Genomic DNA, 24,923 nt, shown 5'->3' on the forward strand with positions numbered 1-24,923 from the left:
TACGCGTATCAAGCCTATATCAAGGATAACGACCTGATCGGCAGCATGTCACGTCGAGGAAACTGTTGGGACAATGCGGTGATTGAATCATTTCATTCGAGTCTGAAATCTGAAGAATTTCAATACGTTAAATTTAATTCATTACGCAATAATATTGTAGTTGAACGAGTAATTGCCTATTTAAATTATTATAATGAAGAACGTATCCAAGAAAAATTAGGCTACCTGACACCGATAAAATATGGTGTCAAAGCAGCCTAATCATGGTGTTTTATATGTGTCTCATATCGCTAGGTCAGTCTATTCTTCACTTTTTTAATTATACAGTTGGTTGTGTATGATCTTGACGATTTTTCACAACTGAATTGATCGTACCACCAAGTAACAAAATGATAGCTGATAAGTATAACCACATGATTAATACGATAATTCCAGCGATACTACCATACGTATTGGCATAGCTCCCAAAATTACTAATATAGAAAGAGAACCCTAGTGACGTAATGATCCATCCTATTGTTGCAAATATAGCACCTGGAAGTATTTCTTTAAAATGTAACTTCACACTTGGCACTAGCCAATATAATAATGAGAATACTGCAAAGATCAGGAATGGTGGAATGAGGAATCGAACCAAATTCCATACTGTCAGGAACGTCTCTTCCAATCCTAAGAACGTGAAGATCACTTGCCCTATTGGTTGACCGAATATAGGTAACACTAACGCAATGATTACCGTCGCAACTAACATAATAGTAAATGCAATTGACAATCCTTTAGAAATGAAAAAATTCCTATCTTCTTCCACTTCATATGCATCATTCAAGCCTTTTGTTACTGCACCCATACCTTTAGACGCGGACCAAATTGTAGCCAAGATTCCGACTGACAGTAACCCTCCACTTTTATTATCCAGCACTTCAGAGAGTGTTCCTTCAATTAAAGAAGCCGTACTATCCGGCGCATACTCGCGGATAAACAAGAAGATTTGGCTCTGGTCTAACTGTAAGTAAGGTAGTAATGTGAAAAGAAAGATTAGTAGAGGGAATAAAGACAATAGGAAAAAGAACGCTAACTGCGAACCAGCTGCTGAAATATCCAATTCTTTCACCCGGATAATCAATTGTTTGAAAAAGCCGCTCGTAGTAGTTGGGTCAAAATCATCCTCTTCTCCGTCTTTTATATCTTTAATGAATTCTTTTACTCTTTCTGTTTGGGATTCCTCTTGATTTTCAGTATCAAAAGAAGGGGCACTTTTTTGTTTATCCAACTGATGTGTCCCCCTTTCATTTACTGATTTTATTCTTATTTTTTCTCTAGTGGTATCACGTTTTTTTTTTGGATCATCGGCGGCAACGAACCATCTCCATCTGTTGAAACAGAAGATGCAGCTGTAGAATTATCCTCGATGATATGCTCATACTCTGATTTGGAATCAGCGATTGCTTCTTTTGTGTCCGCAAACATTTCTTTCACTTGCGGAGTTAGTGTCTTGATTTCATCGACCTGTGATTTGATGTAATTTACATCACCTTTCACTTGATCAACAAGAGTTTGTACTTTTTCTTTCTTCAGTTGGAACTCATTTTTTATGATATCCGGATTTTCTTTGTAATACAATGCTTTTTCATACGATGTTCTAGCTGTAGTCATCGTGTGCTGTCTAGTTGCTCGGTCCAACATACTCACTGCAGCTCCAAGTAGTGCGCCGCCTAATACATATCTTCCAAATTTACTGGAACCCATATATTTTTCGCCTCCTTATTCACGTTTACGTCTCACTTCATTATACCCATAATGCAACTTACCAAACAATCTTTGTTACACTTTATTCAAAAAAGGCTTGACGAATCGTTCTATTTTTTAGATTATTAACAATAACATGTTAATAACAGAGTCTACTGAAAGGAGTTGATTCTCGCAATCTCGGAAACGATTATAAATATCTTAGAGAAATTGGGGGGATGAAATGGAGAAGATAGAGAATTTCTTGACTACTGCGTCCGATTTAATATGGGGACCACCGTTACTCATTTTATTAATTGGTACCGGAATTTATTTAACACTGCGCTTAACATTCATTCAATTGCGATTACTGCCCTATTCACTGAAACAAGTATTTACACGGAAGCATGATAAAAAAGCAGACGGTGACATTTCACAGTTCCAGGCTTTAATGACCGCGATGGCCGCCACAGTGGGTGTCGGTAATATTGTCGGGGTTGCATCTGCCGTTGTAGCAGGTGGACCAGGTGCGATTTTCTGGATGTGGCTAGCCGGATTCTTCGGTATGGCAACAAAATACAGTGAGGCAATCTTGGCTGTTAAGTACCGCGTCAAAGATTCCAACGGCTTAATGGCCGGCGGACCGATGTACTATCTTGAACATGGTCTGAAGCAAAAATGGCTCGGCGTACTATTTGCGATATTCGGCGCACTGGCTGCGTTCGGTATTGGTAACGGAACACAATCCAAAGCAGTAGCAGACGTAATGAAAAGCACATTTGAAGTACCCTACTATATTACAGGAATTGCCTTGGTACTATTCGGTGCCCTTGTTATTCTTGGAGGTATCAAATCAATCGGTCGTGTAACGGCATTCTTCGTACCGATCATGGCATTATTCTATTTTATTGCCGGAGCAATCGTTATGGTATTAAACATTGAGCAAGTTCCAGCAGCATTCGGTCTTATCTTCACGGATGCATTCACAGGCCAGGCAGTTGCCGGGGGTGCAATCGGTACAGTCATTCGATTCGGTGTTGCACGCGGACTCTTTTCCAACGAAGCGGGTCTCGGTTCTGCACCAATTGCTGCAGCAGCTGCACGTACAGATATGCCTGGACGTCAGGCTCTCGTTTCAATGACGCAAGTATTATTTGATACGTTAATCATCTGTTCGATTACAGGTGTCACAATTGTTATGAGTAATAAATGGCAAGATCAATCAATTGATGCTGGTACTTTGACAGCTGAAGCGTTCGGCTCTTTCCTTGGTGGTGTCGGACCCATTCTAGTATCAATAGGACTTGTGTTCTTTGCTACATCCACCATTTTAGGTTGGAGTTATTACGGAGAGAAGTGTTTCCAATATCTCTTCCCGAACCGCACTGCAGTCCTTGCCTACCGAGTAATATTCGTAGCATTCATCTATGTAGGTGCTACTGCATCACTAGATCTTGTATGGATTTTGGCGGATGTATTGAATGGCTTAATGGCTATTCCAAACTTAATTGGATTGCTCGGTTTGTCCGGTGTGGTCATTATGGAAACAAGACGTTTCAAGAAGAAAATTGACGAAGAACGTGAAGAAGCTCGTAAGTAACGCCTCACAGTGCAGTTGACAGCTTACTGCTTTCATGAAATGATAGCTTTCATTAGAGGAAAGGCGGTAAGAATATGGATCTATCTACAAAATCACCAGAGAATGTCTCATACATGATTGAAAAGATTAAAGAAAAACTACGCATGGTAAATGTGGATGCGATGAAACCCGAAAATTTCAGTACAGAACAGTACGAGGATTTGTACTATATGTACGAAATGGTCATGAAACGTGACAACATCACACCGAATGAAATGCAGGCAATTGCTACAGAACTTGGTTCTATGCGCAATTAAAAAAGCGACTCCATGTGGAGTCGCTTTTTTATTGCGCTGTGACAGGTGTGCCATCTTTTAAGACAAGTGGCTGAATGAGTACTTCCACTCTTCGGTTTTTACTGCGATTTTCTATCGTATCATTTGGTACGATCGGCTTATACTCCCCGTACCCTTTCGCACTGAATAGATTCGGATCGACTTCATTGTCTGCCACAATGATTTTCAGGAACTCTACCGCACGCATAACGCTTAATTCCCAGTTAGATGAATACTCTGCATTGTTGATCGGTATGTCGTCTGTATGACCCGTGATGACCACTTGACGAGGTCTATCAAGTGTCAGCAGTCCGGAAATATCATTTGCCAGTCTTTTATACTCAGGAGTGATTGTTGCTTCTCCCGATTTAAACAGTACACTATCTCGAATCGTCAGCAATAAGCCTTCGCTTGTCATTTCAGTATCGAACTGATTTTCTAATTCATTCACAGCAATATACTCATCCAAATCATCCTGCGTTTCTCCCAAAGATTGTTGGTCTTCTATATAGGAGGAGTTTTCGTCTTGCTCCCCTACCGAATCGTCTGGAACAGGGGTAGTGGTTGGCGCGCTTTCACTCATGATGCCACTACCACTTTCAAATATTTCACTGAATACTTTAGAGACTTCTGCAAATCGTCCCTCGTCTACCGAACTCGTAGCAAATAATACGATGAATAATGCTAGTAATAATGTCAATAGATCGGCGTAAGGCAATAACCAGGACTCATTAATATGTTCTACTTCATGTTTCTTTTTCTTACGCTTCTTCGCCAACTTTACCAGCTCCTTCGCCGCCATCAATAGCTAGCTTCTTCCGGTCTTCGACTGAAAGATAAGATGCCAATTTTTGTTCTATAACACGCGGTGCTTCCCCTTCCAATACGGAGAGAATGCCTTCAATCACCATAGTCCTCTGTCGGACTTCTTCTTTAGACTTACGTACGAGTTTATTGGAGAACGGATGCCATAAAACGTACCCTGTGAAAATCCCAAGCAATGTTGCAATAAATGCCGCGGAAATCGCATGTCCTAACGCATCGATATTATTCATATCTTTTAGTGCGGCAATCAGTCCTACAACTGCTCCGAGAACTCCTAGCGTCGGGGCGTATGTACCAGCTTGTGAAAAAATTAATGCACCGACTGAATGGCGCTCCTGCATTGCCTCAACTTCTTCGCTTAATACATCACGAATATAATCGGCATTTTGTCCGTCAATCGCCAAACTCAATCCATTTTTCAAAAACGGATCATCAATTTCGTCTGTTTTTGCTTCCAAAGCAAGTAATCCTTCTCGACGAGCAACATCAGCCCATGAAGAGAATAGACGAATTAATTCTGCGTCTGACGCAAGTTTTTGCTGCGTGAAAATAATTTTGAATAATTTAGGTATCTTTTTTAATTCACTCATCGGAAATGCGATGACAACAGCGGCAATCGTTCCTGCTATGATGATTAGGATAGCAGCCGGGTTAAATAACGCGTCGGGGGTTACTCCTTTTAGCGTCATTCCGATAAGGAGAGCTGCAAACCCTAATACTAAACCTACAATTGTGGACAAATCCATGTATAAAGCCTCCAAATACTGCATTCTTCTTATTATTTCGGTCATTTTATGACGTTGTTTAGGGAATGCTGCCGACTATTCTTAGGCAGTTAAGAGTATTTCATTCTATTTCGTTTGCTTTATCGTTGCGAACTGCGATCTTTACTTGTTAGAATTGTCACAATACGTAAAAAGGAGATGTCATGATGGATCCATTTCAAGATCAACTTTCCAATTATGCCGACTTAGCTGTTAAGGTGGGTGTAAATATTCAACAGGACCAATATCTATTCATCAGCGCTTCTACTGAAAATACTTCATTTGTTCGATTGATCGTCGAAAAAGCTTACGATGCAGGAGCACGGCAAGTTTTCGTAGATTGGGTAGACGATGTCGTTACACGTCTGCGTTATGAAAAAGCACCAGCGGATTCGTTTTCCGAGTTCCCTACGTGGAAACAGATGGAACGTGAACAGTTAGCTGAAAAAGGTGCTGCTTTCATGTCGATCGTATCGCAAGACCCTGACTTATTAAACGGTATCGAATCTAGCAGAATACGCGATAATCAAAAAGCTGCTAGTACTGCTCTCAGCAAGTTCCGCCAAGCTATGCAGGCAGATAAGTTCAGCTGGACTGTCATCGCTGCACCATCGACAGCTTGGGCAGCTAAAATTTTCCCTGAGTTATCTACAGAAGAACAAGTGCCTGCTCTATGGGATTCTATTTTACGTGCTGTAAGAGCTGATCAACCTAATCCAGTGCAAGCATGGAAAAAGCACAATGAAAACTTGCATGAAAAAGTAGATTATTTGAATGGTAAACATTACCGTAAACTTCATTATACAGCTCCTGGCACTGACTTAACAATAGAATTACCGGAAAAGCACTTATGGTGTGGTGCTGGTAGTGTCAACCAAGCTGGGCATGAGTTTATGGCGAATATGCCGACTGAAGAAGTCTTTACGGCACCGTTAAAAACTGGAGTGAATGGCTCTGTTACTAGCACAAAACCACTTAGCTATGCAGGAACAATCATTGATGGCTTCACGATTCAATTTAAAGAAGGAAAAATCACAAACGTTACTGCTACTCAAGGCGAGGAAATACTGAAACAACTAGTCGATACGGATGAAGGCTCACAATTCCTTGGCGAAGTGGCACTAGTACCGCACGACTCACCTATTTCTAACTCGAATGTGTTATTCTATAATACATTATTTGATGAAAATGCTTCGAATCACTTGGCAATTGGAAGTGCCTACGCATTTTGTCTAGATGGTGGGAAGGAAATGGATTCCGAACAACTACAAGCTAATGGATTGAATCAAAGCTTAACACACGTCGACTTCATGATTGGATCTGAAAAGATGGATATTGATGGAATTCTTGAAGACGGAACAGTAGAACCTGTCTTCCGTAACGGTAATTGGGCATTCTAAAATCCGTCACTTTTCATTCAAAGTTTACAGTAGCTCTTAATATTTTCTTGAAAATCGTGTATAATAGATAAGAGAACATAATACATTTCAGAAAGAGGGGCTTTCAAATGGCTTTAATGTATACAACAGTTATCGGTTACATGGTTGTTCTTGGACTTGCATCCTTGTTTACGATGCACTTCTTATCTGGATCAATGGATTCAAACGACTCCATTACTATTGATCCTAAACCAGAAGGCAGAAACTAATTTGCTTCTATTCCAGTCTTAATGGATATGGATTTAATGATTAGAGTTGCCTAAAAAGGCGACTCTTTTCTTTTACATACTATAAACGATACGAGGGAGATTAAAACAATGACATCATTATCCGAAATTATGATTTATAACAAAACGTTTGTTGAAGAAAAAAAGTACGAAGAGTTTTCCACTACGAAATTTCCTAATAAACGGATTGTCATCCTTACATGTATGGATACAAGATTAATCGAGCTTCTCCCTAAAGCGATGAATTTGAAAAATGGCGACGCTAAAATTATTAAGAGTGCTGGCGCGATCATCACGTCTCCTTTCGGCGGTCTGATGAGAAGTATTTTAGTTGCCGTTTATGAATTACAAGCAGATGAAGTATACGTAGTTGGCCATCACGATTGTGGCATGAGCTCTATCAACACGGATCACATTATAGGAAATATGATTGAGCGCGGCGTAAATCCAAACATGTTCAAAACATTGAAGTACTCCGGTATCGATATGGAGAAATGGTTGCACGGTTTCAGCGATGTAACTGAGAGCGTGAAAAAGAGTGTGGACGCGATCCGTAACCACCCACTCATCCCAACAGACGTAAATGTCCATGGTCTTGTTATCGATCCTGGTAACGGTAAGCTGGACATTATTGAAGATGGTTACAAAGCACAGGAAGTATCTCAGTAAAATTATATTGATGAAAATAACCGGCCTCTTCTGCTTGAAGGGTCGTTTTTTTGTGTTTTTATGTTTTGGGTGTGAGGGGCGGGTCGGAGGTTATTGAGCGGTTACGTGTCGACTATGATCACTTCGACCGTATGTATGAGCGGTTGCTAGACTTTATAGAGCGGTTACTTCGTGTGATAGAGCGGATCAGCATGAACTATGAGCGCTTACACGAAACTATGAGCGGCAACTGCGTGCTCATTGCTTCCCCACCTTAAAAAAGCTGCAAAAAACCGGCACCTTCTATTCGAAGAGCCGGTTTTTCCATATAGTTATCCACTTTTCTAAAAGGGTCTTGCCCTTTCAATAATCTTCTTCCACAATAGCATACATATAATGATCTTCCCATACACCATTAATAAACAATAATTGGCGCAATAATCCCTCACGCTGAAATTGCGCTTTTTCCAATACTTTGACCGAACCAACATTACGAGGGGATACATAGGCTTCCACTCTGTGCAGATTTACTTTTTCAAACGCAAATTGATTAATGAGTGAGACCGCTTCTGTGCCGATTCCTCTTCCTGTTTGCCGCTGATCAATGGAATACCCCACAAAACCACTGGAAAACGGTAACCGTTTAATGCTATACAATGAAATCTGACCGATAATCAAACTTGTTTCCGAATCAAATATACCAAAATTATACTCCCGTCGGTCACGCATTTGATAAAGGGATTCTCGTATTTTATCCCGCTGCATTGCTACTGTGTAATAGGTATTATCGTGCCTTGGTTCAAATTCCGTCCAGTACTCCTTATTGGCAATAAGCAGCTGGGTGAACTGATACGCATCATCTTCTGTGAGTATCCGTAGGTAGCACTGCTCCCCTTCGAGTAAAATCATTTTTCCTCATCCTTTTCGAAGCATTCTGTTCTAACCTTCTACTTTATCCAATCGATACGAATGAAATGGAGATTCAGTGCTAGTTACCTGAATTCATTAGTTCTTATTATAGTTTTTTTACATGTACAAGACAATAGAACGCCACAATTTCTCATTTGTAAAGGAATATTCATACTTTTCCGCTCCATCGATCCGTAATCTCTGTATACTGTTGTTCAGGAGGACTTTATCATGCTAAGAATAATTTTGATGGTACTTTCGCTACTCATCATGATTGGAACTCATATCGCCGCCAATTTAATCCCGCTTAACGGGCTGACTACTTGGGAAATTGCTAATCGAGTACCGGTTCTATTCATGCCTGCAGAGTACGTTTTTTCGATTTGGATAGTGCTAGATCTGTTACTAGTCAGTTGGTTATACTTATTCTTCAAAACATCAGCTAGACTCTCTTCATTTGTTGCTAATTTACGTGCAATTACTTTCTCAGTTAGCTGTTTTTTTAATATCGCATGGCTTTTATTGTGGCATTATAGTTATTATTACTGGGCTATTGTTAGCGTAATCGCCCTATTAATTTGTTTACTAGTTCTGTATTTCAGTTATCCAAAAATAGAGGAAACGAATCGGGAACGACTTCCGATATCAGCTTACATGGCATGGATCTTCATCGCAGTCATCGCAAATTCTAACTACGCTTTCAAATTTCATGATTGGACAGGATGGGGTTTGAGTGATCCACTATGGACAGTTCTCTTCTTAACTTTAACAGCAGCGATTGCTTTACATTTTATGTATCATTACCATGACTCTATGTTTAATTTAATTATCATTTGGTCTTTCATTGGTATCGCAATAAAAAATGGAACCGATGAACTATTTGTTTCAACAGCCGCTTTATTTCTTTCCGCAGTAATCGGTTTTATACTATTTATGGGTCAGCGTTTTTCAAAACCCAAACAATTATAACACGGTGCCAATTGGGCAACCGTGTTTTTTTCACGATTATACCGTAAACTAGGGTATAGGTTAGAGTATGGACTATCATGCTAGAGAGTGGAGGTTACGCTATGTCAAATTCAAAATTATTGTCTTCACTTAGTTATTTCAGTGTATTTTTCGCCCCCCTTCTATTGCCGATCATCATTTATTTCGTTGCGGATGAATTCGAAGTTCGTCGTCATGCAAAAAAGGCTTTCGTTTCACATATCGTTCCTATGGCATTACTGATTGCTGGTTTTATCGTCATGTCCTTTTCAATTTTTTCCTTTAATGTCGATACCATTACAAATACAAACAGCAATATGATGTTCTGGGGATTCGTTCCTATGCTATTCATCATTCTATATAGTTTGTTGTTTGTAAGCGTCTTAATTTGGAATGTGTATCAAGGTGTAAAAGTCTTGAAGTAAGGAATGGAAGAACAAGCGAATCATTAAAAAAACATCAATAAAGTATGATATAGTAGAATTGAATAAATTGTACGGAAGAAAGGACTTGTAAACATGATTGTAAAAAATGATGAACAATTAGAGGGGTTACGGGCAATTGGTAAAATTGTGGCGGAAATTCGTGAAACGTTGAAAGATGCTACAGTACCTGGCATCACGACGAAAGAACTTGATGATATGGCAGGTCGCCTGTTCGCTGAAAAAGGTGCGGTTTCTGCTCCTATCGATCAGTATGATTTCCCTGGCTATACATGCATCAGTGTAAACCATCAGGTAGCGCATGGCATTCCAGGAAGCTACGAGATCCAAGACGGTGATCTTGTGAATATAGATGTTTCTGGATCAGCTGGCGGCTACTTTGCAGACACTGGTATTTCATTCGTGGCCGGTACACCTGACGAGCAAAAGCAAAAGTTATGCGATGTAGCAAAGTCAGCATTGGACCGTGCGTTATTGAAAGTAAAAGCAGGTTCTAGTTTAAATCAAATCGGTAAAGCTGTGGAGCGTGAAGCGAAAGATAATGGCTTGCGTGTGATCAAAAACTTAACCGGTCACGGAATTGGTACGTCTCTTCACGAAGAGCCTCAGCATGTTCTAAATTATTACGATCCTTGGGATAAAACGTTATTAAAAGATGGTATGGTTCTTGCCGTGGAGCCGTTCATTTCGCATACTGCTGAGCATGTGATTGAGTTGGATGACGGTTGGACATTTGTTACGCCTGACAAGTCACTTGTTGCGCAGATCGAGCATACGATTGTCGTGACGAAGGGGCAGCCTATTATTTTGACTCAGCTTGATTGATGATGTGAATGAGTGTGTGCGGATGCTTCCGTGCATGCTCATTTTTTTATGCTACGAGAGTGTTGTAGAACTGACATACTAGTTAAAATAAAAAAGACTGAAGACTTCCCCCATCATACGAGGGCAGTCTTCAGTCTTTGCGTATCGACGTTTGCGTGATACGTTTTTTGCTATTTCTTTTTCTTAACTTTTGGTTTTGATTTCTTTGGTGCCGCTTTTTTCAAGTCGTCGACTGTTTTGGCGTTTCCTTCAATCAGTTGTCCATTGTACCAAACTTTCTGGACGGTTTTAATGCCCTTGGAAACTTTACGGTAGTCGCGTTCTTCTGGGTAGGATAGAAGTGTGAGGACTTCTCCATCTGCTCCGGCGCGGCCAGTTCTTCCAGATCTATGCACGTATTGTTCGGCTGTATGCGGGACGTCGACATGGATGACGTGTGTCAGTCCTTCGATGTCCAATCCTCGTGCCGCTAAGTCTGTAGCGATGAGGATGCGAATAGTGCCTTTCCTGAAGTCTTCCAATGTTTTCTGGCGGTCGAGTTTTTTCATGTCAGAATAAAGGACTGCGATCGGTGCATCATTGTAAAGTAGTTTCAACTCTTTCATGCGCAATTGATCCACATTATTCATGAATGTTAATGCTCGTACGCCTGATAATGCGGAAATCCCTCGAAGTATATCCGTCTTTTTGCGTTCATCTACTTTTACGTAAGAATGGACGACTTGACCGCTGTTTGGGATTTCATCTGAATTGACTTGTAGTCGGATTGGATCCTTCATCAGTTGCTTAGCAACGAGTTCGATTTCATCCGTAATTGTGGCGGACACAACCGCTAACTGACGTCCAGGGTTTGCTGCTTCAATCAAGCTTTTCACCAATACGCGGTATTCGCGAGATAGAAGTTGGTCCGCTTCGTCAATGACCAAGTATTGAATATCATACATTTTCAGCTTTTTTTCTCTTACTAGTTCATTTAATCTTCCGGGTGTACCGACTACGATTGTCGGTTTTTTCTTCAGTTTTTCGACCTGACGTTGCATGTTTGCACCGCCAATCAGCTGAGTTACCGTTACAGGAGTCCCTTCAACCAACTCACGTATCACATTGACGATCTGCATAGATAGCTCTTGTGATGGTGTAATGATTAACGCTTGTGTTTTCGGTAGATCTCCGTCGACCATTTGAATCACAGGTAACGTGTAGGCTAGTGTTTTACCTGTCCCTGTTGGTGATTCAGCTACTATGTCTTTACCAGACAACATCTCGGGTATCATTTGAGACTGAATCGGCATAGGCTGTTTAAATTTCCATTTTGTGCGCAAAGATTCATTCAGCTCGTCTAAAAAATTCATTCGGTTCACTCTTTTCTGTAGTTGAGGACTTCAACCGGTTATTTTTTTTGAAGCTTCTTTTTCAACTTCTGAATTTTAGGCACTACTTTCACAAACATGTTATAAATGAACGGCTTGTACACTTTATCGATTTCCCCGATAAATTCTGTCACTCCGTCTACTTGACAAAAACTGTTTTTAAAATTATATAATCCATCTTGCTCACTGTCGAGTACGAATACTCCACCAAGATCATACTGTTCCGCACCGATTTCCAGTCCCCACTTCATCATTTCATAGTTCATGAGATAACTAGGATTTAGATTACGCTTCGTGTTGGAACTGCCTGCGTATAAGTAATACAATTTTCCGTTATAGTTAATAGTTACAGCACCGGCTAAGTAGTCATCTTCATGCTTTGCTATATAGATGCGTAAATCATCAAATGCTTCTCGCATTTTGACGAAATAATCATATGAACGAATAGAAATTTGATTCCGGACAGACATTTCTTCATGGATTTCAAAGAACTTCTTTAAATATTCATCACTGCGTGAATAAGATATTTCTACACCTTTACGTGCTGAGCTTCGAATTTTACTTCGTGTTCTGCTACGGAACTTTAGCATTAAGGAATCTTCATCTTCGTCCGTCAATTTAACAATCATATTGTAGCGAGGCTGGATTAAATCTTCTTTACCCGCGCCTTCGTTGCGTACTATGTAACCTGCATCACGATATAACTTGTCCAATTCATCTGTATACAGCTGTTCAGGATCCATTTTTAATGCAAAGGCTTTATGTTTTTTCACAAGCACTTCTGCCTCTTGAATCAATTCTTCAACCAGTTTCTGATCATGTAAATCGCAGATAGGTCCACGTGGTGCATATAGTAATGAAAAACCACCTGGTACCTTTCGTATCAATAAGGACATAGCGGCTACAATTTCTCCGTCCCGTTCTACATATACTTGCTCGTTACCCCAGTCATCTTTTACATGTGCCCAGTTAGGATCTTGTGTAATCGAACGAAATGGAGAATTCCTCATAAACGTTTCATATCTTTTAACATCTTCCGCATTGCTTTTATCTAAAATCGGCACTGCTCGAACACTCCTTACGTTACTATAGCTCCATACAACTTCCGTTTTAATCTTTTAAAAATCTTTAAGAACCGTACAGCCACAGCTCTATTAAGTGTAGCCTACTGCATTTTTCAAGTCAAGAATCGAAGAGTATGCGCCTGCCATTTAACAACGAAGCTTGAAAAATAAGTAATAAATTACTATTAAATGAGACAAGCTATTCCGTTATTAATCAGAATAGCCTATACTATAAAAAAGGGAGAAAGGTTTCATATATAAATTGCAAAAGGGGGATTACATATTGAAAGGTTCAGTACGTAACAAGTTGATAGCGCTTGCAGCATTAGTTATTTTAATACCACTACTAGCTGTAGGTATCGTCAATTACTTTGTAGCGAAGCAAGAGCTTGAGAAAGTCGGGGAAATGGGATTACAGAACGGGACGTATGCTGTCCTAGACTTAATCGATGAGCTCAATGTTCAAGTAGAGAACGGTACAATTAGTTTAGAAGACGCCCAAGAACGGGCTAAAGATAAAATTATGGGACCTATGGCCACAGATGGTACTAGAGCTTTAGACAATCCAGCCAAATACGGGGAGAATTTCTACTTTTATGTAGTGGATGAGGAAGGCACTTTGCTTGTACATCCGCAGAAAGAAGGAGAAAGTCTCTATGAAACCAAAACAAAAGATGGTCGTTACTTTATTCGCGAAGTAATTTCAGAAGCTAAAAACGGAGGCGGTTTTGTACAATATGACTGGCCGCTGCCAAGTAACCTGAATGTAGAAGCACCAAAAATTACCTACGGCTTAGAAGATCCTAATTGGGGATGGATCGTAGTAGCTGGAACCTATCTAGTTGACTTTAACGCTGGAGCCAAAAATGTACTATGGTACACCTTAATTTCGGTCATTATTTCTATCATTGTAGGCGTTACACTATTCTCCATTTTCTCAGGACGTCTGACATCATACATTAAGAATATTCGCCTCATTACAGCAGAAATTGCGCAAGGTAAACTGACAGGTGAAGATATTCCGATCCGTTCAGGTGATGAGCTCGGCCACTTAGCTGAAAATGTGAATAAGATGAAAAACAATCTGAATGAGATGGTCGGTCATACAAGACTTTCTTCAGACCGCATGAGAACATCTTCCGAAACACTTAGCGCAATTACAGAAGAAGCAACAGCATCAGCTGACGAAATCCACAGCGCTATTGCTGAAGTTTCTTCAGGTGCAGTATTGCAATCCGAAGAAGCAGACGTTGCAATCACAAAAGTGGGGCAATTATCTACGCTGATTTCTAATGCATCTGCACAATATGAAAACGTCGTGACGGAGATGCGCAGCATGAATGATCTACAAAGTTCAGGTATGCAAAAAGCCGAAACATTGGAGGAGAATTCTAATAACTTCAACATCGTAATCAACGACTTGCAAGGTAATTTCTCACAACTCGTATCCAGAATGAATGAAATCCAAGCCATCGTTCAAACGATTTCATCGATCTCAGAACAAACAAACTTACTCGCATTAAACGCCAGTATTGAAGCCGCTCGCGCAGGTGAACACGGAAAAGGATTCGCTGTAGTAGCAAATGAAGTACGTCAATTGTCTGAAGACACGAACGAGGCAACTACGAGAGTTCGCGACCTACTAGTGCATATCCGAAAAGATACGACGTCTGCTGAAAATCAAATGAAACACACATTAGATTTGACGAGTGATCAAGAAGGCACGATTATAGATACAAAAAATGCTTTTGAACAATTATCCGATTCCATCCTCAACATCACCTCACTGTTGAAGACTATGGAAGATGATATGAACAGCATGGACGAAAATCGACAACATGTTGTTCAGGCAATTGATCAAATTGCAGCAGTCGCAACCGAATCAGCAGCAGCTACCGAACAGGTCAATGCATCCATCGATGAACAAAAAGCTGCCATCAGCACGATTATGCACGCTTCTCTCGACCTTCATACAGAAGCGGAGAACATGCACGACCTCGTAGACCGATTCAGCTAAATATGTAAGTAAAGATAAAAGATCCCTGCGCATGTGATGTGCAGGGATCTTTTCTTATTTAACAGCATTTTTATACTTCTTGTAGTAGTTAATTTGACGCATCAGTAAATACAATTTACGCTTCATATGCTTATCTTTATTGTAAAATAAAGGATTACCATACTTTCCTGCTTTGATCAGAGATCGGATCTCTTTTTCCATAGGCGGATTATCAACAAACTTTTTCAATACCGCTTTCGGTACGACAGTGAATAGGAAGTGGTCATCTAAATATGTTAACGGCTTTTCCTTCCCGTATACTAAGTCATCGACCAAATACTTCGCCATATTCTCACCGCACTGCGTAATGTAATAACTTGAACGTCCTTGACGAATATTCACTTCAAACGCTTTGAATTTGCCATCGCGCTTATCGTATTTCAAGTCGAAGTTTCCGTAACCGACATAACCGATCGCTTCTAGGAACTTCGCGAGCTTCGTCATGATTTCTTCATTATAACGCGTAATCAATGCCGTATAATTTCCGATTGCTGTCATAGCACGTTCTTGTAGTACCACTTGTGCCAATGTAATTAACTGCGCTTTACCATGCTGATCAGCATAATATACGGCATCCCACATATACGTATCGTCGCCAGGAATGAAGTCCTGAATGATCAGATCTTCCGTATACCCACTGGATTTTACCATTTGGATAATGCGGTTGATTTCTTCATATGTATCGACTTTATAGATTTTCTGCAATCCTTCAAACGGATGGCGATAGTATTGCACACCGTCGCTCGGCTTGATGATGACAGGAAACAGTACTTCTTCTGTAAATGGTTCATCGGATAAACACGAATGAAAATATGTGGAAGGTGTATCTATTCCATGTTCCGCACATAATTCATAGAAGTTTTTCTTAATATACACGGCATTCATAATTTCTTCATCAATATAATTGAACAAGAAATCTTCTTGTAAAGCTTCCCGCTGCTCAATAATCAGACGGACATATAAGTCATCCGTTCCGACTAAAACTAATTTTTGATCAGCGGTACGGTATTTTTTGGCGATTTCTCGTAAAAACTGGACAAATATTTCAGGGTCATGTAAACCTTGATTTAATTCCTGGATATTTGTAATCGTACTATAACTTGTGAACGGCAATGGTTCTCTACCTACAATTACAGGTTTAATGCCGTATTCTTCATGAAATGAAATAGCCATATTATAGGCGTTAATATTAGTTCCGACAATAATCGGGATAAAAGAATGCTTACTCATATATTCCTCCAACGGACGTTTTTCCATTTAGTGTAGTTGCACCGAATTCGTAAGTCAAGAATGGACGGTTCTTCACTAACCATATGTTTTATAAACTTGATCGTGCGTAGTGTATAATTCCCAAGGATAAACCCGTGGTGCTTCTGAAGTAAATTGCATCTTTTCCTTTGTTGTCGGATGTTCGAACTCCAACTTGTGCGCCCATAATGCAATCTGTTCGCCACGCTTATTCATTGAACTTCCATATTTCTGATCACCATAGAGCGGGAGCCCTTCTGTTGCCATTTGTACACGAATCTGGTGTGATCGTCCTGTATGTAGACGTACACTTACTAAGCTTTGATCAATTTTACTATCGAGTAGTTGATAATCCAAACTGGCCACTTTCCCCTCCGGATGGTTCGGCTTCACACTATACACTTGATTTTTTTGACGATTCTTGTATAAATAATGCTGGAGAGTAGATTGTTTTTTCCGAGGCACACCACGAAGAACCGCTAAATATCTCCGTTCAATGATGCCCCGACGAAGCTGATCGGATAGACGAGATGCCGCTTTGGAAGTTTTGGCAAATACCATCACACCGCCAACTGGACGATCGAGACGATGTACTAATCCAAGATATACCTTCCCTGGCTTTTGATAACGTCTCTTAATATCTTGCTTTAGAATAGTCAATACGTCCAAGTCTCCACTTTCATCTTCTTGCACCGGCACATTGACCGGTTTTTCAACGACTAAGAGATGGTTATCTTCATATAGTATAGGAATCTTCATTTAATGGATTCCTCTTTTTTAATAAGATCCATTAATGCCTGACAACCTTCAAGCACCAAGTCGTATGTTTCTTGAAAATCACCAGTAAAGTACGGATCTGGAACATCTTTTTGATGACTTGTCAAATCCAAAAAACGGAGCACACGCTGATGATCATGATCTCCAAAGATGTTATGAATATTTCGGATGTTTTCTGCGTCCATTCCGATAATATAATTAAATTCCTCTGCATCTTTCACGTTCAATTGACGTCCGGCCATCCCTTCTGCCGAAACTTGAAATTCTGCCAGTTTGGACAGCGTTCCTTCATGGGGCGCTTTCCCTACATGCCAATCGCTTGTTCCTGCCGAGTCTACTTCAATGCAATTCTCTAATCGTTCATCATGAATCATCTTACGAAAAACCCCTTCAGCCATTGGTGAGCGACAAATATTCCCGAGACAAACGAATAATACACGTACCATACCACTCTCTCCTTTTACTAGTGTATTTCTACTCTAGTATACATCATTCGATAATTTCCTTCATTCTATGTAAAGTGATCGCAATATTTCCAAATGCGACGAAATATATCGTCCACAAGAGAATTAAGTCGTAGTTAATATTTTTTATTATTCTGTGATATAATAGGACTTAAATATCAATACCAAGGGAATGATATAGGAATAAGGAGGTTGAAACTATGCAAATTGTGTTTGAAGCTACTTGGGAAGCTACTTTATCAGATCAACAAAAACAGGCTTTTATTCATCAATATGAAACTAAAAGATCTGTTCAGGAAGAATTTACAGCTACACCCATACTGTTAAAACATAAACGCGATGGAGGATTAGTCGCTACTGTATTTTTGCAAAATAATCGTGATGAAGTATTATCTATTCGTGAAGCTACAGTATGTGTAGTGAATGAACGAGGAGATACAGTAGCTGAGGAGACTTTTTCATTGTCCCTCGATATTCCACCTTTTACTGCAACACCTTGGTCTTTCGTCTTTTTACCTACTTATGTAAATTCCATTGAAGAACCTACTGATGGATGGAAAGTCATCATAAAGTAATACATGAAAAAACAGCTGCTCCACCACATTATGGAACAGCTGTTTTTTATGCCAATTCAACATTATGATGAACTTGTTGTACGTCTTCTAAATCATCGAGTGCATCGATCATTTTTTCAAACTGCTCCTGCGCTTCTTCATCCAATGAAATCTCATTCTGAGCAATCATGGACAACTCGGCTACGGTAAAGTCCGTAACACCTGCTTGACGGAATGCTTCCTGCACTTCATGGAAATGGGATGGGTCTGCGTATACTACCACTTGCCCATTTTCTTCTTCGATATCATTTACATCAACATCTGCTTCCATTAATAACTCTAATACTTCATCTTCCGTTTTGCCTTCAACACCGATAATAGCAGCTGGATCAAACATGTAAGCTACAGAACCACTAACTCCCATGTTTCCTCCATTTTTACCAAATGCCGCACGTACTTCGGAAGCTGTCCGATTGACGTTATTTGTTAATGCATCCACGATGACCATAGAGCCGTTCGGTCCGAATCCTTCGTAACGAAGTTCGTCGAAGTTTTCCTCGCCGCCACCTTTTGCTTTTTCAATCGCACGGTCAATGATTGCTTTCGGTATGCTGTATGTTTTTGCACGCTCGAGTACGAATTTCAGTGCTTGGTTAGATTCAGGACTGGGATCTCCTGATTTTGCTGCTACATATATTTCACGACCAAACTTTGCATAGATTCTACTTGTGTTCGCGTCTTTAGACGCTTTTTTTTCTTTAATGTTATTCCATTTACGGCCCATTGGCTGCACACTCTTTCCTTTAGTTATAATGGTTTACTACTATTTAGTATACCAATTGCTTTTTGACATGAAAAGTAAAAAGAATAACGATGTGAGATAAATAGATTTGGATGGCACTATGACTTATGTTTCAGCGCTTGGGAAATTGCGCTAGTGATTGGTAATTATTTAGGTCATGGTTTTAACAGAGCTAATAAACTGACAGATTGGGTACAGTACCCGACTAAGAGACGCGGTTGGCGGAAGGACTAGGCGGCTGCGGGTCTTTGTCACTCTTTGTTGGGACGTCGCTCGATTGGCTGTAGGGCATTGAAGTTATGAGTGTTCGCTTTTTGAACCCGCGCAGGCACGTGGGGGATTGCCTACAGCCAGGAGCCAGCTGGCGATGGGGCTGCCAGTTGTCTCATGGCCACGGCCTACCCCGCAGTTGTGCCAGCGCTACTAAGTGGTAGTTATTTTGGTTGTGGTTTTAAGCGGTAAAGCAAAACAAGAGATAGCGTACAGTACCCGACTAACAAACGCGTTTGGCGGAAGAAACTAGGCGGCTGCGGGTCTTTGTTACTTTTTGTTGGGGCGTTGCTCGACCGGCTGTTAGGCACTGAAGTTAGTGAGTGTTCGTCTTTTTGACCCGCGCAGGCACGTGGGGGATTGCCTACAGCCAGGAGCCAGCTGGCGGTGGTGCTGCCAGTTGTCTCATGGCCACGGCCTACCCCGCAGTTGTGCCTGCGCTACTAAGTGGTAGTTATTTTGGTTGTGGTTCTAATAGGAAGAAGATCCGCGACTTGGTGATATCGATTTTCTACTTTTGAAAAAGAAGTATATGAACTGCCTTACACACAATCCAATAAAGGCGACTGCTGTGGCTCCTTTGCGAAAGCCATCCATCAGCGCCGTAGTGGGGACAATGAGTATTACACTTTCATAGGCAGTCAAACGAGTCACCCTGTACAAAACAGAAAAATAAATGATCTTGCCAAACCACTACCCACTACCGCTTATTCCCCACCATGCACCAGACTCTAATCCAGATAAACAAATTACCACGACTTACATAAATAAAAACTTTAATCCCTACTATTCTAATTTGCATTGACTATTTTTAATTGTCTGTTAAACTGTTAATAATATAACAGTTAGCGGGGGGATGGAATGATCACATTTGAATCGTGGAAAGATTCACCGGTCTTACCAGAGTTTCCAGCAGACTCCGAGACAAAAGGAGCTTCTGAAGTATTGCAATGGGCTTATGACCACTACGGGGAGAAGTTAGTTTACGCTTGTAGCTTTGGTATCGAAGGAATTGTATTGATTGAACTGATTTCACGCGTGAAACCCGATGCCAAGATTGTTTTTTTAGACACCAATTATCATTTTAAAGAGACATATGACACGATAGAAAAAGTGAAGAAGCGTTATCCTCAGCTTCAAATTCATTTGCAACAGCCTGGATTGACTATTGATGAACAGACAGATCAGTATGGTCTAGATCTCTGGAAAACCAATCCGAACAAATGCTGTGATTTGCGGAAGATTAAACCATTGGAAGAAGCGATTGCCCCATCCACTGCTTGGATATCAGGATTACGTCGGGAACAATCTGAAATGAGAAAGTCTACCGAGTATCTGAATGTAGATAACCGTTTTGAAAAGATTAAAGTGTGTCCGCTTATTCATTGGACATGGAAAGACGTTTGGCGTTTCGCCCACACACATGAACTGGACTATAATATACTTCATGATCAAGGCTACCCGAGTATTGGGTGCGCAAACTGTACAAAACCAGCGTTTACTGAAGAAGATATGCGCTCTGGACGCTGGACTGGTAGCGGCAAGACAGAATGCGGACTACACACGTAATTTTTTCAGTCTTAAAACCGAGTATTTCTATATGACTTATTAAAATGAAAAGGATAGGTGTTCAAAAATATGACAACTATACAACCACATGGCGGTAATTTAGTTAATTTATATGATCCCACTCTCTCCATTGAGGGACTGCATAAAACAGTTTCAATTGATGCAACATCAGTAAGTGATTTGGAATTAATCGCAACAGGTGCATACAGCCCGTTAACTGGCTTTTTAACTTCCGAAGATTATCATGCAGTCGTCAATGATATTCGTTTAGCAGACGGTACGATATGGAGTTTGCCGATTACGCTACCCGTTAAAGACCGTTTGGCTTACTCTGTAGGCGATACGGTTTTACTCGATTATCAAGGCGATATCTACGGCACACTTGAAATTACGGATATCTTCGAACCTGATCAACAAATCGAAGCTGAAAAAGTTTATAAGACAGCTGACCGTGCACACCCAGGTGTTGCGAAGTTACTCGATCGCGGCCCTATCTATCTTGGCGGACCGATCAAACTGATCAGAAGAATAGAACAGAAAGATTTCGCTGAATTTTATTTCGATCCTTCTGAAACTCGTCAAGCATTTGAAAATAACGGCTGGAAGACGATCGTCGGATTCCAAACGCGTAATCCTGTGCATCGTGCACATGAGTATATTCAAAAAACAGCACTTGAGATTGTTGATGCACTTTTGCTCAACCCGCTAGTTGGCGAAACAAAGTCTGACGACATCCCCGCCGATGTACGGATGGAGAGTTATCAAGTATTACTGCGTGACTACTACCCTGAAGATCGTGTGCAGTTGGCTGTCTTCCCTGCTGCAATGCGTTATGCAGGACCACGTGAAGCTATCTTTCATGCCCTTGTACGTAAAAATTATGGTTGTACACACTTTATCGTCGGCCGTGATCATGCAGGGGTTGGAGATTATTATGGCACATACGAAGCACAAGAAATCTTCTCGAACTTTACAGCGGAAGAAATCGGCATCACATTACTGTTCTTTGAACATAGTTTCTTCTGTAAAGCCTGCGGCAATATGGCAACACCTAAAACTTGCCCGCACTCTAGTGAGGACCATGTAATCCTTTCGGGAACTAAGGTACGGGAGATGTTGAAAAACGGCATCTTGCCTCCACCGGAATTCAGTCGTAAAGAAGTAGTTGATGTACTGATCAATGGCTTACAAGAAAAAGAACTAGCGAAGTGAGGGGAAACGATATGGCAAAGAACATTGTATGGCATGATCAATTAATTTCAAAAGAAGAACAGCGTATAAAAAATAAACATCATAGCGCAGTACTCTACTTCACTGGTCTATCGGGTTCGGGTAAATCTACGATTGCCAATGCAGCCGCTCGCCGGTTGCACGATCTTGGTGCTAACACCTATGTACTTGATGGCGATAATGTCCGTCATGGCTTAAATAAGGACCTCGGCTTCTCTGATGAAGCACGTAAAGAAAATATTCGTCGCATCGGCGAAGTTTCGAAATTATTCATTGACAGTGGTCAGCTTGTGTTCACCGCATTCATCTCCCCTTTCCAAGAAGACCGGGACAGCGTCAGACGTTTGGTGGAAGAAGATGAATTTGTTGAAGTGTATATCAGTTGCCCTCTTGATGCTTGTGAAGAACGTGATCCAAAGGGGTTATATGAAAAAGCACGCGCTGGTGTCATTCCTGAATTCACCGGAATTTCATCACCTTATGAAGCACCAGTAAAACCTGAACTTACATTAAAAACCGATCAATATACTGTGGAAGAGTGTGTCGAGCAATTAATCGGCTACTTACGTGAAAAAAAATGGATTAATTAAGGAGTGGTTGGAATGGGAAAAGTTTGGCTAGTCGGAGCGGGTCCTGGAGATCCTGATTTATTGACCGTCAAAGCTGTGAAAGCTATACAGCAAGCGGATGTAATTCTTTATGACAGACTGATCAATAAAGAAATTTTAACTTATGCGAAGCCGGATGCGGAATTGATTTTTGTAGGCAAGCTTCCGAAGCATCATTTCCTCCAGCAGGATATGATTAATTCCTTATTGGTTAAACAGGCGAAGCAAGGTAAACAAGTCGTTCGTCTGAAAGGCGGCGATCCATTTATATTCGGTCGTGGCGGTGAAGAAGCAGCGTTTGTGGCAAGGCATCACATCCCATTCGAAGTAATTCCGGGCATCACGTCCGGAATCGCAGCTCCTGCCTATGCAGGTATTCCTGTTACTCACCGTGATTATAGTGCATCATTTGCAATCGTCACAGGCCATCGTAAAGAAGGAGCCGAGGAGGCTGAGAAATGGCAGGCTCTTGCGAAAGGAATTGACACACTGGCGATCTACATGGGTGTCAGCAATCTTCCCTATATCCAAAAGCAATTAATCCAACATGGCAAAGATCCAGACACACCCGTCGCATTCATTCATTGGGGGACTACAGAGACGCAACGCACAGTTACTGCGACACTTTCCACCATGACGGACACAGCACGTCTTGAGGAAGTCCAAAACCCTAGCATGATTGTTATTGGTGAAGTAGTCCGCTTACGTAATGAATTACAATGGTTCGAGGAATCGAGCGAAGAACGTCGTTTGCACGAGACGATGGTATGAGAGCGATTCTATATATTTGCCACGGCAGCCGCGTAAAGAAAGGACAGCAGGCTGCTTTGGCGTTCATTCAGAAGACGATGGAAACCGAAGCGGCCCCTATTCAAGAAGCGTGTTTCCTTGAACTCGCCGATCCGTCTATCGCAGTAGGTGTCGCACGCTGTATAGAACGGGGCGCTACAGAAATTATAGCTATCCCCTTTCTGTTATTGCGCGCAGGTCATGCCAACGTGGACATTCCTACTGAGCTACAGGTAGTTATGATGAATTACCCTAATATTCCTGTTTACTACGGTGATCCAATTGGTGTGGATGAACGAATGGTCGATGTGCTGATCGAACGATTGCATAGAGCGACAGAGTCAATTCCTGAGGATGCATCCATTTTATTGATTGGAAGAGGCAGCAGTGATCCTGCTACGAAAGAAGATTTTGCGGAGATCAAAAGAATCTTCCAAGAGAAAACCAAGCTTCAAAATGTTCATGTTGGTTATCTAGCAGCTTGCGGACCTTTTTATGCAAAGGAACTCGAACGACTGCTAGAACAGAAGCCAGAGAATCTGTATATTTTACCGTATTTATTGTTTACTGGTATTTTGATGAAATCAATTGAACGAACACTACAGAAAACTAAAACAACAACCGCTATTCATCTATGCCCCGAATTAGGCTATGATCCAGTGATTCATGCGATTCTGAATGAAAGGGCCGATGAGGCAGCAGAAAGGAAACGTGGTCTCTATGTTCCCCATCATGCTTGAAAACATGGATGAATCAAACATATTCTTGGTCGGTGGCGGGCACGTCGCGTATCACAAAGTACTCAACCTACATCGGTTCGGTATTCATCCTACCATTATTAGTCCTGAATTCCATCCGTCTTTTGCTGAACTTGAACAGCAAGGGACGGTTACACTCATCACGAAAGAAGCCGAATGGGAAGATGTTGCGAACGCTTTTCTTACATTGCTCGTTACAGACAATGAAGCAGTAAATGATCATCTCGCCAAGCAATTAAAGGATGCGGGTAAACTAGTCGTCCACGCTTCCAATCCATCACTAGGTACCGCGCAGATTCCAGCGGTCACGACTCGCGGTAAACTAATTATCAGTGTATCAACAAGTGGCGCTAGTCCTTCATTGGCTAAAAAGATTCGTGACGATATTGCAGAAACTTATGATGAACAATATGAGGATTATCTGGATTTCCTAGCTGATGTTAGACATTATGTGAAGCAGTATGTAGCAGATCGTGCAGAGCGCAGAGCATGGCTGAAAGAAGCTATCGAGCCTATTTATCTCCATAACACAGAAGAGCGTCAAACCTTTCTGAACGAACTACAGCAAACCTCTCCTTCAGAACAGCTCGTTCATTAAAAAATGAAATAAAAAAGATCCTTAATTCACTTACGAATTAAGGATCTTTTTATATAGTTT

The 24,923-nt window shown here is 41.0% G+C and carries 29 protein-coding genes; 18 read left to right on the plus strand and 11 right to left on the minus strand.

The window, feature by feature from the left end; translation table 11 throughout:
• Positions 1-261 (plus strand): integrase core domain-containing protein (locus H605_RS0115730; RefSeq protein WP_029055086.1); only part of this gene is annotated, 261 nt, incomplete at its 5' end.
• A 58-nt stretch (positions 262-319) separates the two neighbouring features.
• Here the strand turns inward: H605_RS0115730 and H605_RS0115735 are convergent.
• Together H605_RS0115735 and H605_RS18170 are read right to left on the minus strand one after the other, a co-directional pair.
• Positions 320-1,270 (minus strand): YihY/virulence factor BrkB family protein, encoded by a 951-nt coding sequence (locus tag H605_RS0115735; RefSeq protein WP_051210634.1) that lies wholly within the window; start codon positions 1,268-1,270, stop codon positions 320-322.
• A 35-nt stretch (positions 1,271-1,305) separates the two neighbouring features.
• Positions 1,306-1,746: a hypothetical protein gene (locus H605_RS18170; RefSeq protein WP_051210635.1), complete on the minus strand. Its 441-nt coding sequence runs from the start codon at positions 1,744-1,746 to the stop codon at positions 1,306-1,308.
• 223 nt (positions 1,747-1,969) lie between these two features.
• On the opposite strand from H605_RS18170, the gene H605_RS0115745 reads away from it, so the two are divergent.
• Together H605_RS0115745 and H605_RS0115750 are read left to right on the plus strand one after the other, a co-directional pair.
• Positions 1,970-3,325, plus strand: a complete 1,356-nt coding sequence (locus H605_RS0115745) for an alanine/glycine:cation symporter family protein (RefSeq protein ID WP_029055088.1) — start codon at positions 1,970-1,972, stop codon at positions 3,323-3,325.
• A gap of 74 nt (positions 3,326-3,399) precedes the next feature.
• Complete coding sequence (locus H605_RS0115750; RefSeq protein ID WP_029055089.1) at positions 3,400-3,621, plus strand: DUF1128 domain-containing protein; 222 nt, start codon at positions 3,400-3,402, stop codon at positions 3,619-3,621.
• A 28-nt stretch (positions 3,622-3,649) separates the two neighbouring features.
• Here H605_RS0115750 and motB read toward each other — a convergent pair whose 3' ends face one another.
• On the minus strand, positions 3,650-4,417 hold the full coding sequence (gene motB / locus H605_RS0115755) for a flagellar motor protein MotB (protein WP_029055090.1): 768 nt from the start codon (positions 4,415-4,417) through the stop codon (positions 3,650-3,652).
• Entirely contained in the window at positions 4,401-5,210 is an 810-nt protein-coding gene (gene motA, locus H605_RS0115760; RefSeq protein WP_029055091.1) for a flagellar motor stator protein MotA, read from the minus strand. The genes motB and motA overlap by 17 nt, the downstream gene beginning before the upstream one ends.
• Before the next feature lie 185 nt (positions 5,211-5,395).
• Here motA and H605_RS0115765 point away from each other — a divergent pair, with 185 nt between their 5' ends.
• From H605_RS0115765 to H605_RS19280, 4 genes are all read left to right on the plus strand, one after another.
• Positions 5,396-6,628, plus strand: coding sequence for an aminopeptidase (locus H605_RS0115765; protein ID WP_029055092.1), 1,233 nt, complete (start codon positions 5,396-5,398; stop codon positions 6,626-6,628).
• A 107-nt stretch (positions 6,629-6,735) separates the two neighbouring features.
• On the plus strand, positions 6,736-6,876 hold the full coding sequence (locus H605_RS19160) for a hypothetical protein (RefSeq protein ID WP_169535197.1): 141 nt from the start codon (positions 6,736-6,738) through the stop codon (positions 6,874-6,876).
• 108 nt (positions 6,877-6,984) lie between these two features.
• Positions 6,985-7,563: a beta-class carbonic anhydrase gene (locus H605_RS0115775; protein ID WP_029055093.1), complete on the plus strand. Its 579-nt coding sequence runs from the start codon at positions 6,985-6,987 to the stop codon at positions 7,561-7,563.
• Between the two features lie 71 nt (positions 7,564-7,634).
• Positions 7,635-7,820, plus strand: a complete 186-nt coding sequence (locus H605_RS19280; protein WP_155979560.1) for a hypothetical protein — start codon at positions 7,635-7,637, stop codon at positions 7,818-7,820.
• 85 nt (positions 7,821-7,905) lie between these two features.
• Here the strand turns inward: H605_RS19280 and H605_RS0115785 are convergent, their stop codons facing one another.
• Positions 7,906-8,451, minus strand: a complete 546-nt coding sequence (locus tag H605_RS0115785; protein ID WP_029055094.1) for a GNAT family N-acetyltransferase — start codon at positions 8,449-8,451, stop codon at positions 7,906-7,908.
• Positions 8,452-8,682: 231 nt separating this feature from the next.
• Here H605_RS0115785 and H605_RS0115790 point away from each other — a divergent pair, with 231 nt between their 5' ends.
• The 3 genes from H605_RS0115790 to map all read left to right on the plus strand — a co-directional run bounded on the left by H605_RS0115790 (position 8,683) and on the right by map (position 10,706).
• Entirely contained in the window at positions 8,683-9,420 is a 738-nt protein-coding gene (locus tag H605_RS0115790; protein ID WP_029055095.1) for a hypothetical protein, read from the plus strand.
• Positions 9,421-9,521: 101 nt separating this feature from the next.
• The gene (locus H605_RS0115795; RefSeq protein WP_029055096.1) at positions 9,522-9,863 is read left to right on the plus strand and encodes a magnetosome magnetite crystal formation protein family; all 342 of its coding nucleotides are present in this window, start codon (positions 9,522-9,524) and stop codon (positions 9,861-9,863) included.
• A gap of 93 nt (positions 9,864-9,956) precedes the next feature.
• Positions 9,957-10,706, plus strand: a complete 750-nt coding sequence (gene map / locus H605_RS0115800) for a type I methionyl aminopeptidase (protein WP_029055097.1) — start codon at positions 9,957-9,959, stop codon at positions 10,704-10,706.
• A gap of 170 nt (positions 10,707-10,876) precedes the next feature.
• On the opposite strand, the gene H605_RS0115805 is transcribed toward map, so the two are convergent.
• Positions 10,877-12,058, minus strand: coding sequence for a DEAD/DEAH box helicase (locus tag H605_RS0115805; protein ID WP_029055098.1), 1,182 nt, complete (start codon positions 12,056-12,058; stop codon positions 10,877-10,879).
• A gap of 38 nt (positions 12,059-12,096) precedes the next feature.
• Positions 12,097-13,140 (minus strand): lipid II:glycine glycyltransferase FemX, encoded by a 1,044-nt coding sequence (locus H605_RS0115810; RefSeq protein WP_029055099.1) that lies wholly within the window; start codon positions 13,138-13,140, stop codon positions 12,097-12,099.
• A gap of 283 nt (positions 13,141-13,423) precedes the next feature.
• Here H605_RS0115810 and H605_RS0115815 point away from each other — a divergent pair, with 283 nt between their 5' ends.
• On the plus strand, positions 13,424-15,157 hold the full coding sequence (locus H605_RS0115815) for a methyl-accepting chemotaxis protein (RefSeq protein WP_037562265.1): 1,734 nt from the start codon (positions 13,424-13,426) through the stop codon (positions 15,155-15,157).
• A 54-nt stretch (positions 15,158-15,211) separates the two neighbouring features.
• Here H605_RS0115815 and H605_RS0115820 read toward each other — a convergent pair whose 3' ends face one another.
• The 3 genes from H605_RS0115820 to H605_RS0115830 form a co-directional block, all read right to left on the minus strand.
• Entirely contained in the window at positions 15,212-16,426 is a 1,215-nt protein-coding gene (locus H605_RS0115820; RefSeq protein ID WP_029055101.1) for a carboxylate--amine ligase, read from the minus strand.
• Between the two features lie 75 nt (positions 16,427-16,501).
• The gene (locus tag H605_RS0115825; protein WP_029055102.1) at positions 16,502-17,203 is read right to left on the minus strand and encodes an RluA family pseudouridine synthase; all 702 of its coding nucleotides are present in this window, start codon (positions 17,201-17,203) and stop codon (positions 16,502-16,504) included.
• Complete coding sequence (locus H605_RS0115830; RefSeq protein ID WP_029055103.1) at positions 17,200-17,667, minus strand: low molecular weight protein-tyrosine-phosphatase; 468 nt, start codon at positions 17,665-17,667, stop codon at positions 17,200-17,202. Before H605_RS0115830 ends, H605_RS0115825 begins: the two co-directional genes overlap by 4 nt.
• 218 nt (positions 17,668-17,885) lie before the next feature.
• Between H605_RS0115830 and H605_RS0115835 the strand changes: the two genes are divergently transcribed.
• Positions 17,886-18,260 carry an SLAP domain-containing protein gene (locus tag H605_RS0115835; protein ID WP_029055104.1) on the plus strand — a complete coding sequence of 125 codons (375 nt, stop codon included), beginning with the start codon at positions 17,886-17,888 and terminating at the stop codon, positions 18,258-18,260.
• Between the two features lie 46 nt (positions 18,261-18,306).
• On the opposite strand, the gene H605_RS0115840 is transcribed toward H605_RS0115835, so the two are convergent.
• Positions 18,307-19,023, minus strand: coding sequence for a YebC/PmpR family DNA-binding transcriptional regulator (locus tag H605_RS0115840; RefSeq protein ID WP_029055105.1), 717 nt, complete (start codon positions 19,021-19,023; stop codon positions 18,307-18,309).
• 1,149 nt (positions 19,024-20,172) lie between these two features.
• On the opposite strand from H605_RS0115840, the gene H605_RS0115845 reads away from it, so the two are divergent.
• The 6 genes from H605_RS0115845 (at position 20,173) to H605_RS0115870 (ending at position 24,863) form a co-directional block, all read left to right on the plus strand.
• Positions 20,173-20,880: a phosphoadenylyl-sulfate reductase gene (locus H605_RS0115845; protein WP_029055106.1), complete on the plus strand. Its 708-nt coding sequence runs from the start codon at positions 20,173-20,175 to the stop codon at positions 20,878-20,880.
• A gap of 69 nt (positions 20,881-20,949) precedes the next feature.
• A complete protein-coding gene (gene sat, locus H605_RS0115850) occupies positions 20,950-22,092 on the plus strand; it encodes a sulfate adenylyltransferase (protein WP_029055107.1) in 1,143 nt (380 codons plus the stop codon).
• A gap of 11 nt (positions 22,093-22,103) precedes the next feature.
• Positions 22,104-22,700 carry an adenylyl-sulfate kinase gene (gene cysC / locus H605_RS0115855; protein ID WP_029055108.1) on the plus strand — a complete coding sequence of 199 codons (597 nt, stop codon included), beginning with the start codon at positions 22,104-22,106 and terminating at the stop codon, positions 22,698-22,700.
• A gap of 12 nt (positions 22,701-22,712) precedes the next feature.
• Positions 22,713-23,489, plus strand: a complete 777-nt coding sequence (gene cobA, locus H605_RS0115860; protein WP_029055109.1) for a uroporphyrinogen-III C-methyltransferase — start codon at positions 22,713-22,715, stop codon at positions 23,487-23,489.
• Positions 23,486-24,247, plus strand: a complete 762-nt coding sequence (locus H605_RS18175; protein ID WP_037562268.1) for a sirohydrochlorin chelatase — start codon at positions 23,486-23,488, stop codon at positions 24,245-24,247. The genes cobA and H605_RS18175 overlap by 4 nt, the downstream gene beginning before the upstream one ends.
• Complete coding sequence (locus tag H605_RS0115870) at positions 24,240-24,863, plus strand: precorrin-2 dehydrogenase/sirohydrochlorin ferrochelatase family protein (protein ID WP_232321259.1); 624 nt, start codon at positions 24,240-24,242, stop codon at positions 24,861-24,863. Before H605_RS18175 ends, H605_RS0115870 begins: the two co-directional genes overlap by 8 nt.
• Positions 24,864-24,923 lie beyond the last annotated feature (60 nt).

It is taken from the genome of Sporosarcina ureae DSM 2281, from assembly GCF_000425545.1.
Classification (GTDB): Bacteria; Bacillota; Bacilli; order Bacillales_A; family Planococcaceae; genus Sporosarcina; species Sporosarcina ureae.

Coding starts and splice junctions, on each gene's coding strand:
- sat (WP_029055107.1), top strand. CDS start 20,950: ATGACAACTATACAACCACATGGCGGTAATTTAGTTAATTTATATGAT.
- H605_RS0115765 (WP_029055092.1), top strand. CDS start 5,396: ATGGATCCATTTCAAGATCAACTTTCCAATTATGCCGACTTAGCTGTT.
- H605_RS0115825 (WP_029055102.1), bottom strand. CDS start 17,203: ATGAAGATTCCTATACTATATGAAGATAACCATCTCTTAGTCGTTGAA.
- map (WP_029055097.1), top strand. CDS start 9,957: ATGATTGTAAAAAATGATGAACAATTAGAGGGGTTACGGGCAATTGGT.
- H605_RS0115820 (WP_029055101.1), bottom strand. CDS start 16,426: ATGAGTAAGCATTCTTTTATCCCGATTATTGTCGGAACTAATATTAAC.
- motA (WP_029055091.1), bottom strand. CDS start 5,210: ATGGATTTGTCCACAATTGTAGGTTTAGTATTAGGGTTTGCAGCTCTC.
- H605_RS0115790 (WP_029055095.1), top strand. CDS start 8,683: ATGCTAAGAATAATTTTGATGGTACTTTCGCTACTCATCATGATTGGA.
- H605_RS0115805 (WP_029055098.1), bottom strand. CDS start 12,058: ATGAATTTTTTAGACGAGCTGAATGAATCTTTGCGCACAAAATGGAAA.
- H605_RS0115750 (WP_029055089.1), top strand. CDS start 3,400: ATGGATCTATCTACAAAATCACCAGAGAATGTCTCATACATGATTGAA.
- H605_RS0115785 (WP_029055094.1), bottom strand. CDS start 8,451: ATGATTTTACTCGAAGGGGAGCAGTGCTACCTACGGATACTCACAGAA.
- H605_RS0115845 (WP_029055106.1), top strand. CDS start 20,173: ATGATCACATTTGAATCGTGGAAAGATTCACCGGTCTTACCAGAGTTT.
- cysC (WP_029055108.1), top strand. CDS start 22,104: ATGGCAAAGAACATTGTATGGCATGATCAATTAATTTCAAAAGAAGAA.
- H605_RS0115775 (WP_029055093.1), top strand. CDS start 6,985: ATGACATCATTATCCGAAATTATGATTTATAACAAAACGTTTGTTGAA.
- H605_RS0115745 (WP_029055088.1), top strand. CDS start 1,970: ATGGAGAAGATAGAGAATTTCTTGACTACTGCGTCCGATTTAATATGG.
- H605_RS0115795 (WP_029055096.1), top strand. CDS start 9,522: ATGTCAAATTCAAAATTATTGTCTTCACTTAGTTATTTCAGTGTATTT.
- cobA (WP_029055109.1), top strand. CDS start 22,713: ATGGGAAAAGTTTGGCTAGTCGGAGCGGGTCCTGGAGATCCTGATTTA.
- H605_RS19160 (WP_169535197.1), top strand. CDS start 6,736: ATGGCTTTAATGTATACAACAGTTATCGGTTACATGGTTGTTCTTGGA.
- H605_RS0115870 (WP_232321259.1), top strand. CDS start 24,240: ATGCTTGAAAACATGGATGAATCAAACATATTCTTGGTCGGTGGCGGG.
- H605_RS0115830 (WP_029055103.1), bottom strand. CDS start 17,667: ATGGTACGTGTATTATTCGTTTGTCTCGGGAATATTTGTCGCTCACCA.
- H605_RS18170 (WP_051210635.1), bottom strand. CDS start 1,746: ATGGGTTCCAGTAAATTTGGAAGATATGTATTAGGCGGCGCACTACTT.
- H605_RS0115840 (WP_029055105.1), bottom strand. CDS start 19,023: ATGGGCCGTAAATGGAATAACATTAAAGAAAAAAAAGCGTCTAAAGAC.
- H605_RS0115835 (WP_029055104.1), top strand. CDS start 17,886: ATGCAAATTGTGTTTGAAGCTACTTGGGAAGCTACTTTATCAGATCAA.
- H605_RS18175 (WP_037562268.1), top strand. CDS start 23,486: ATGAGAGCGATTCTATATATTTGCCACGGCAGCCGCGTAAAGAAAGGA.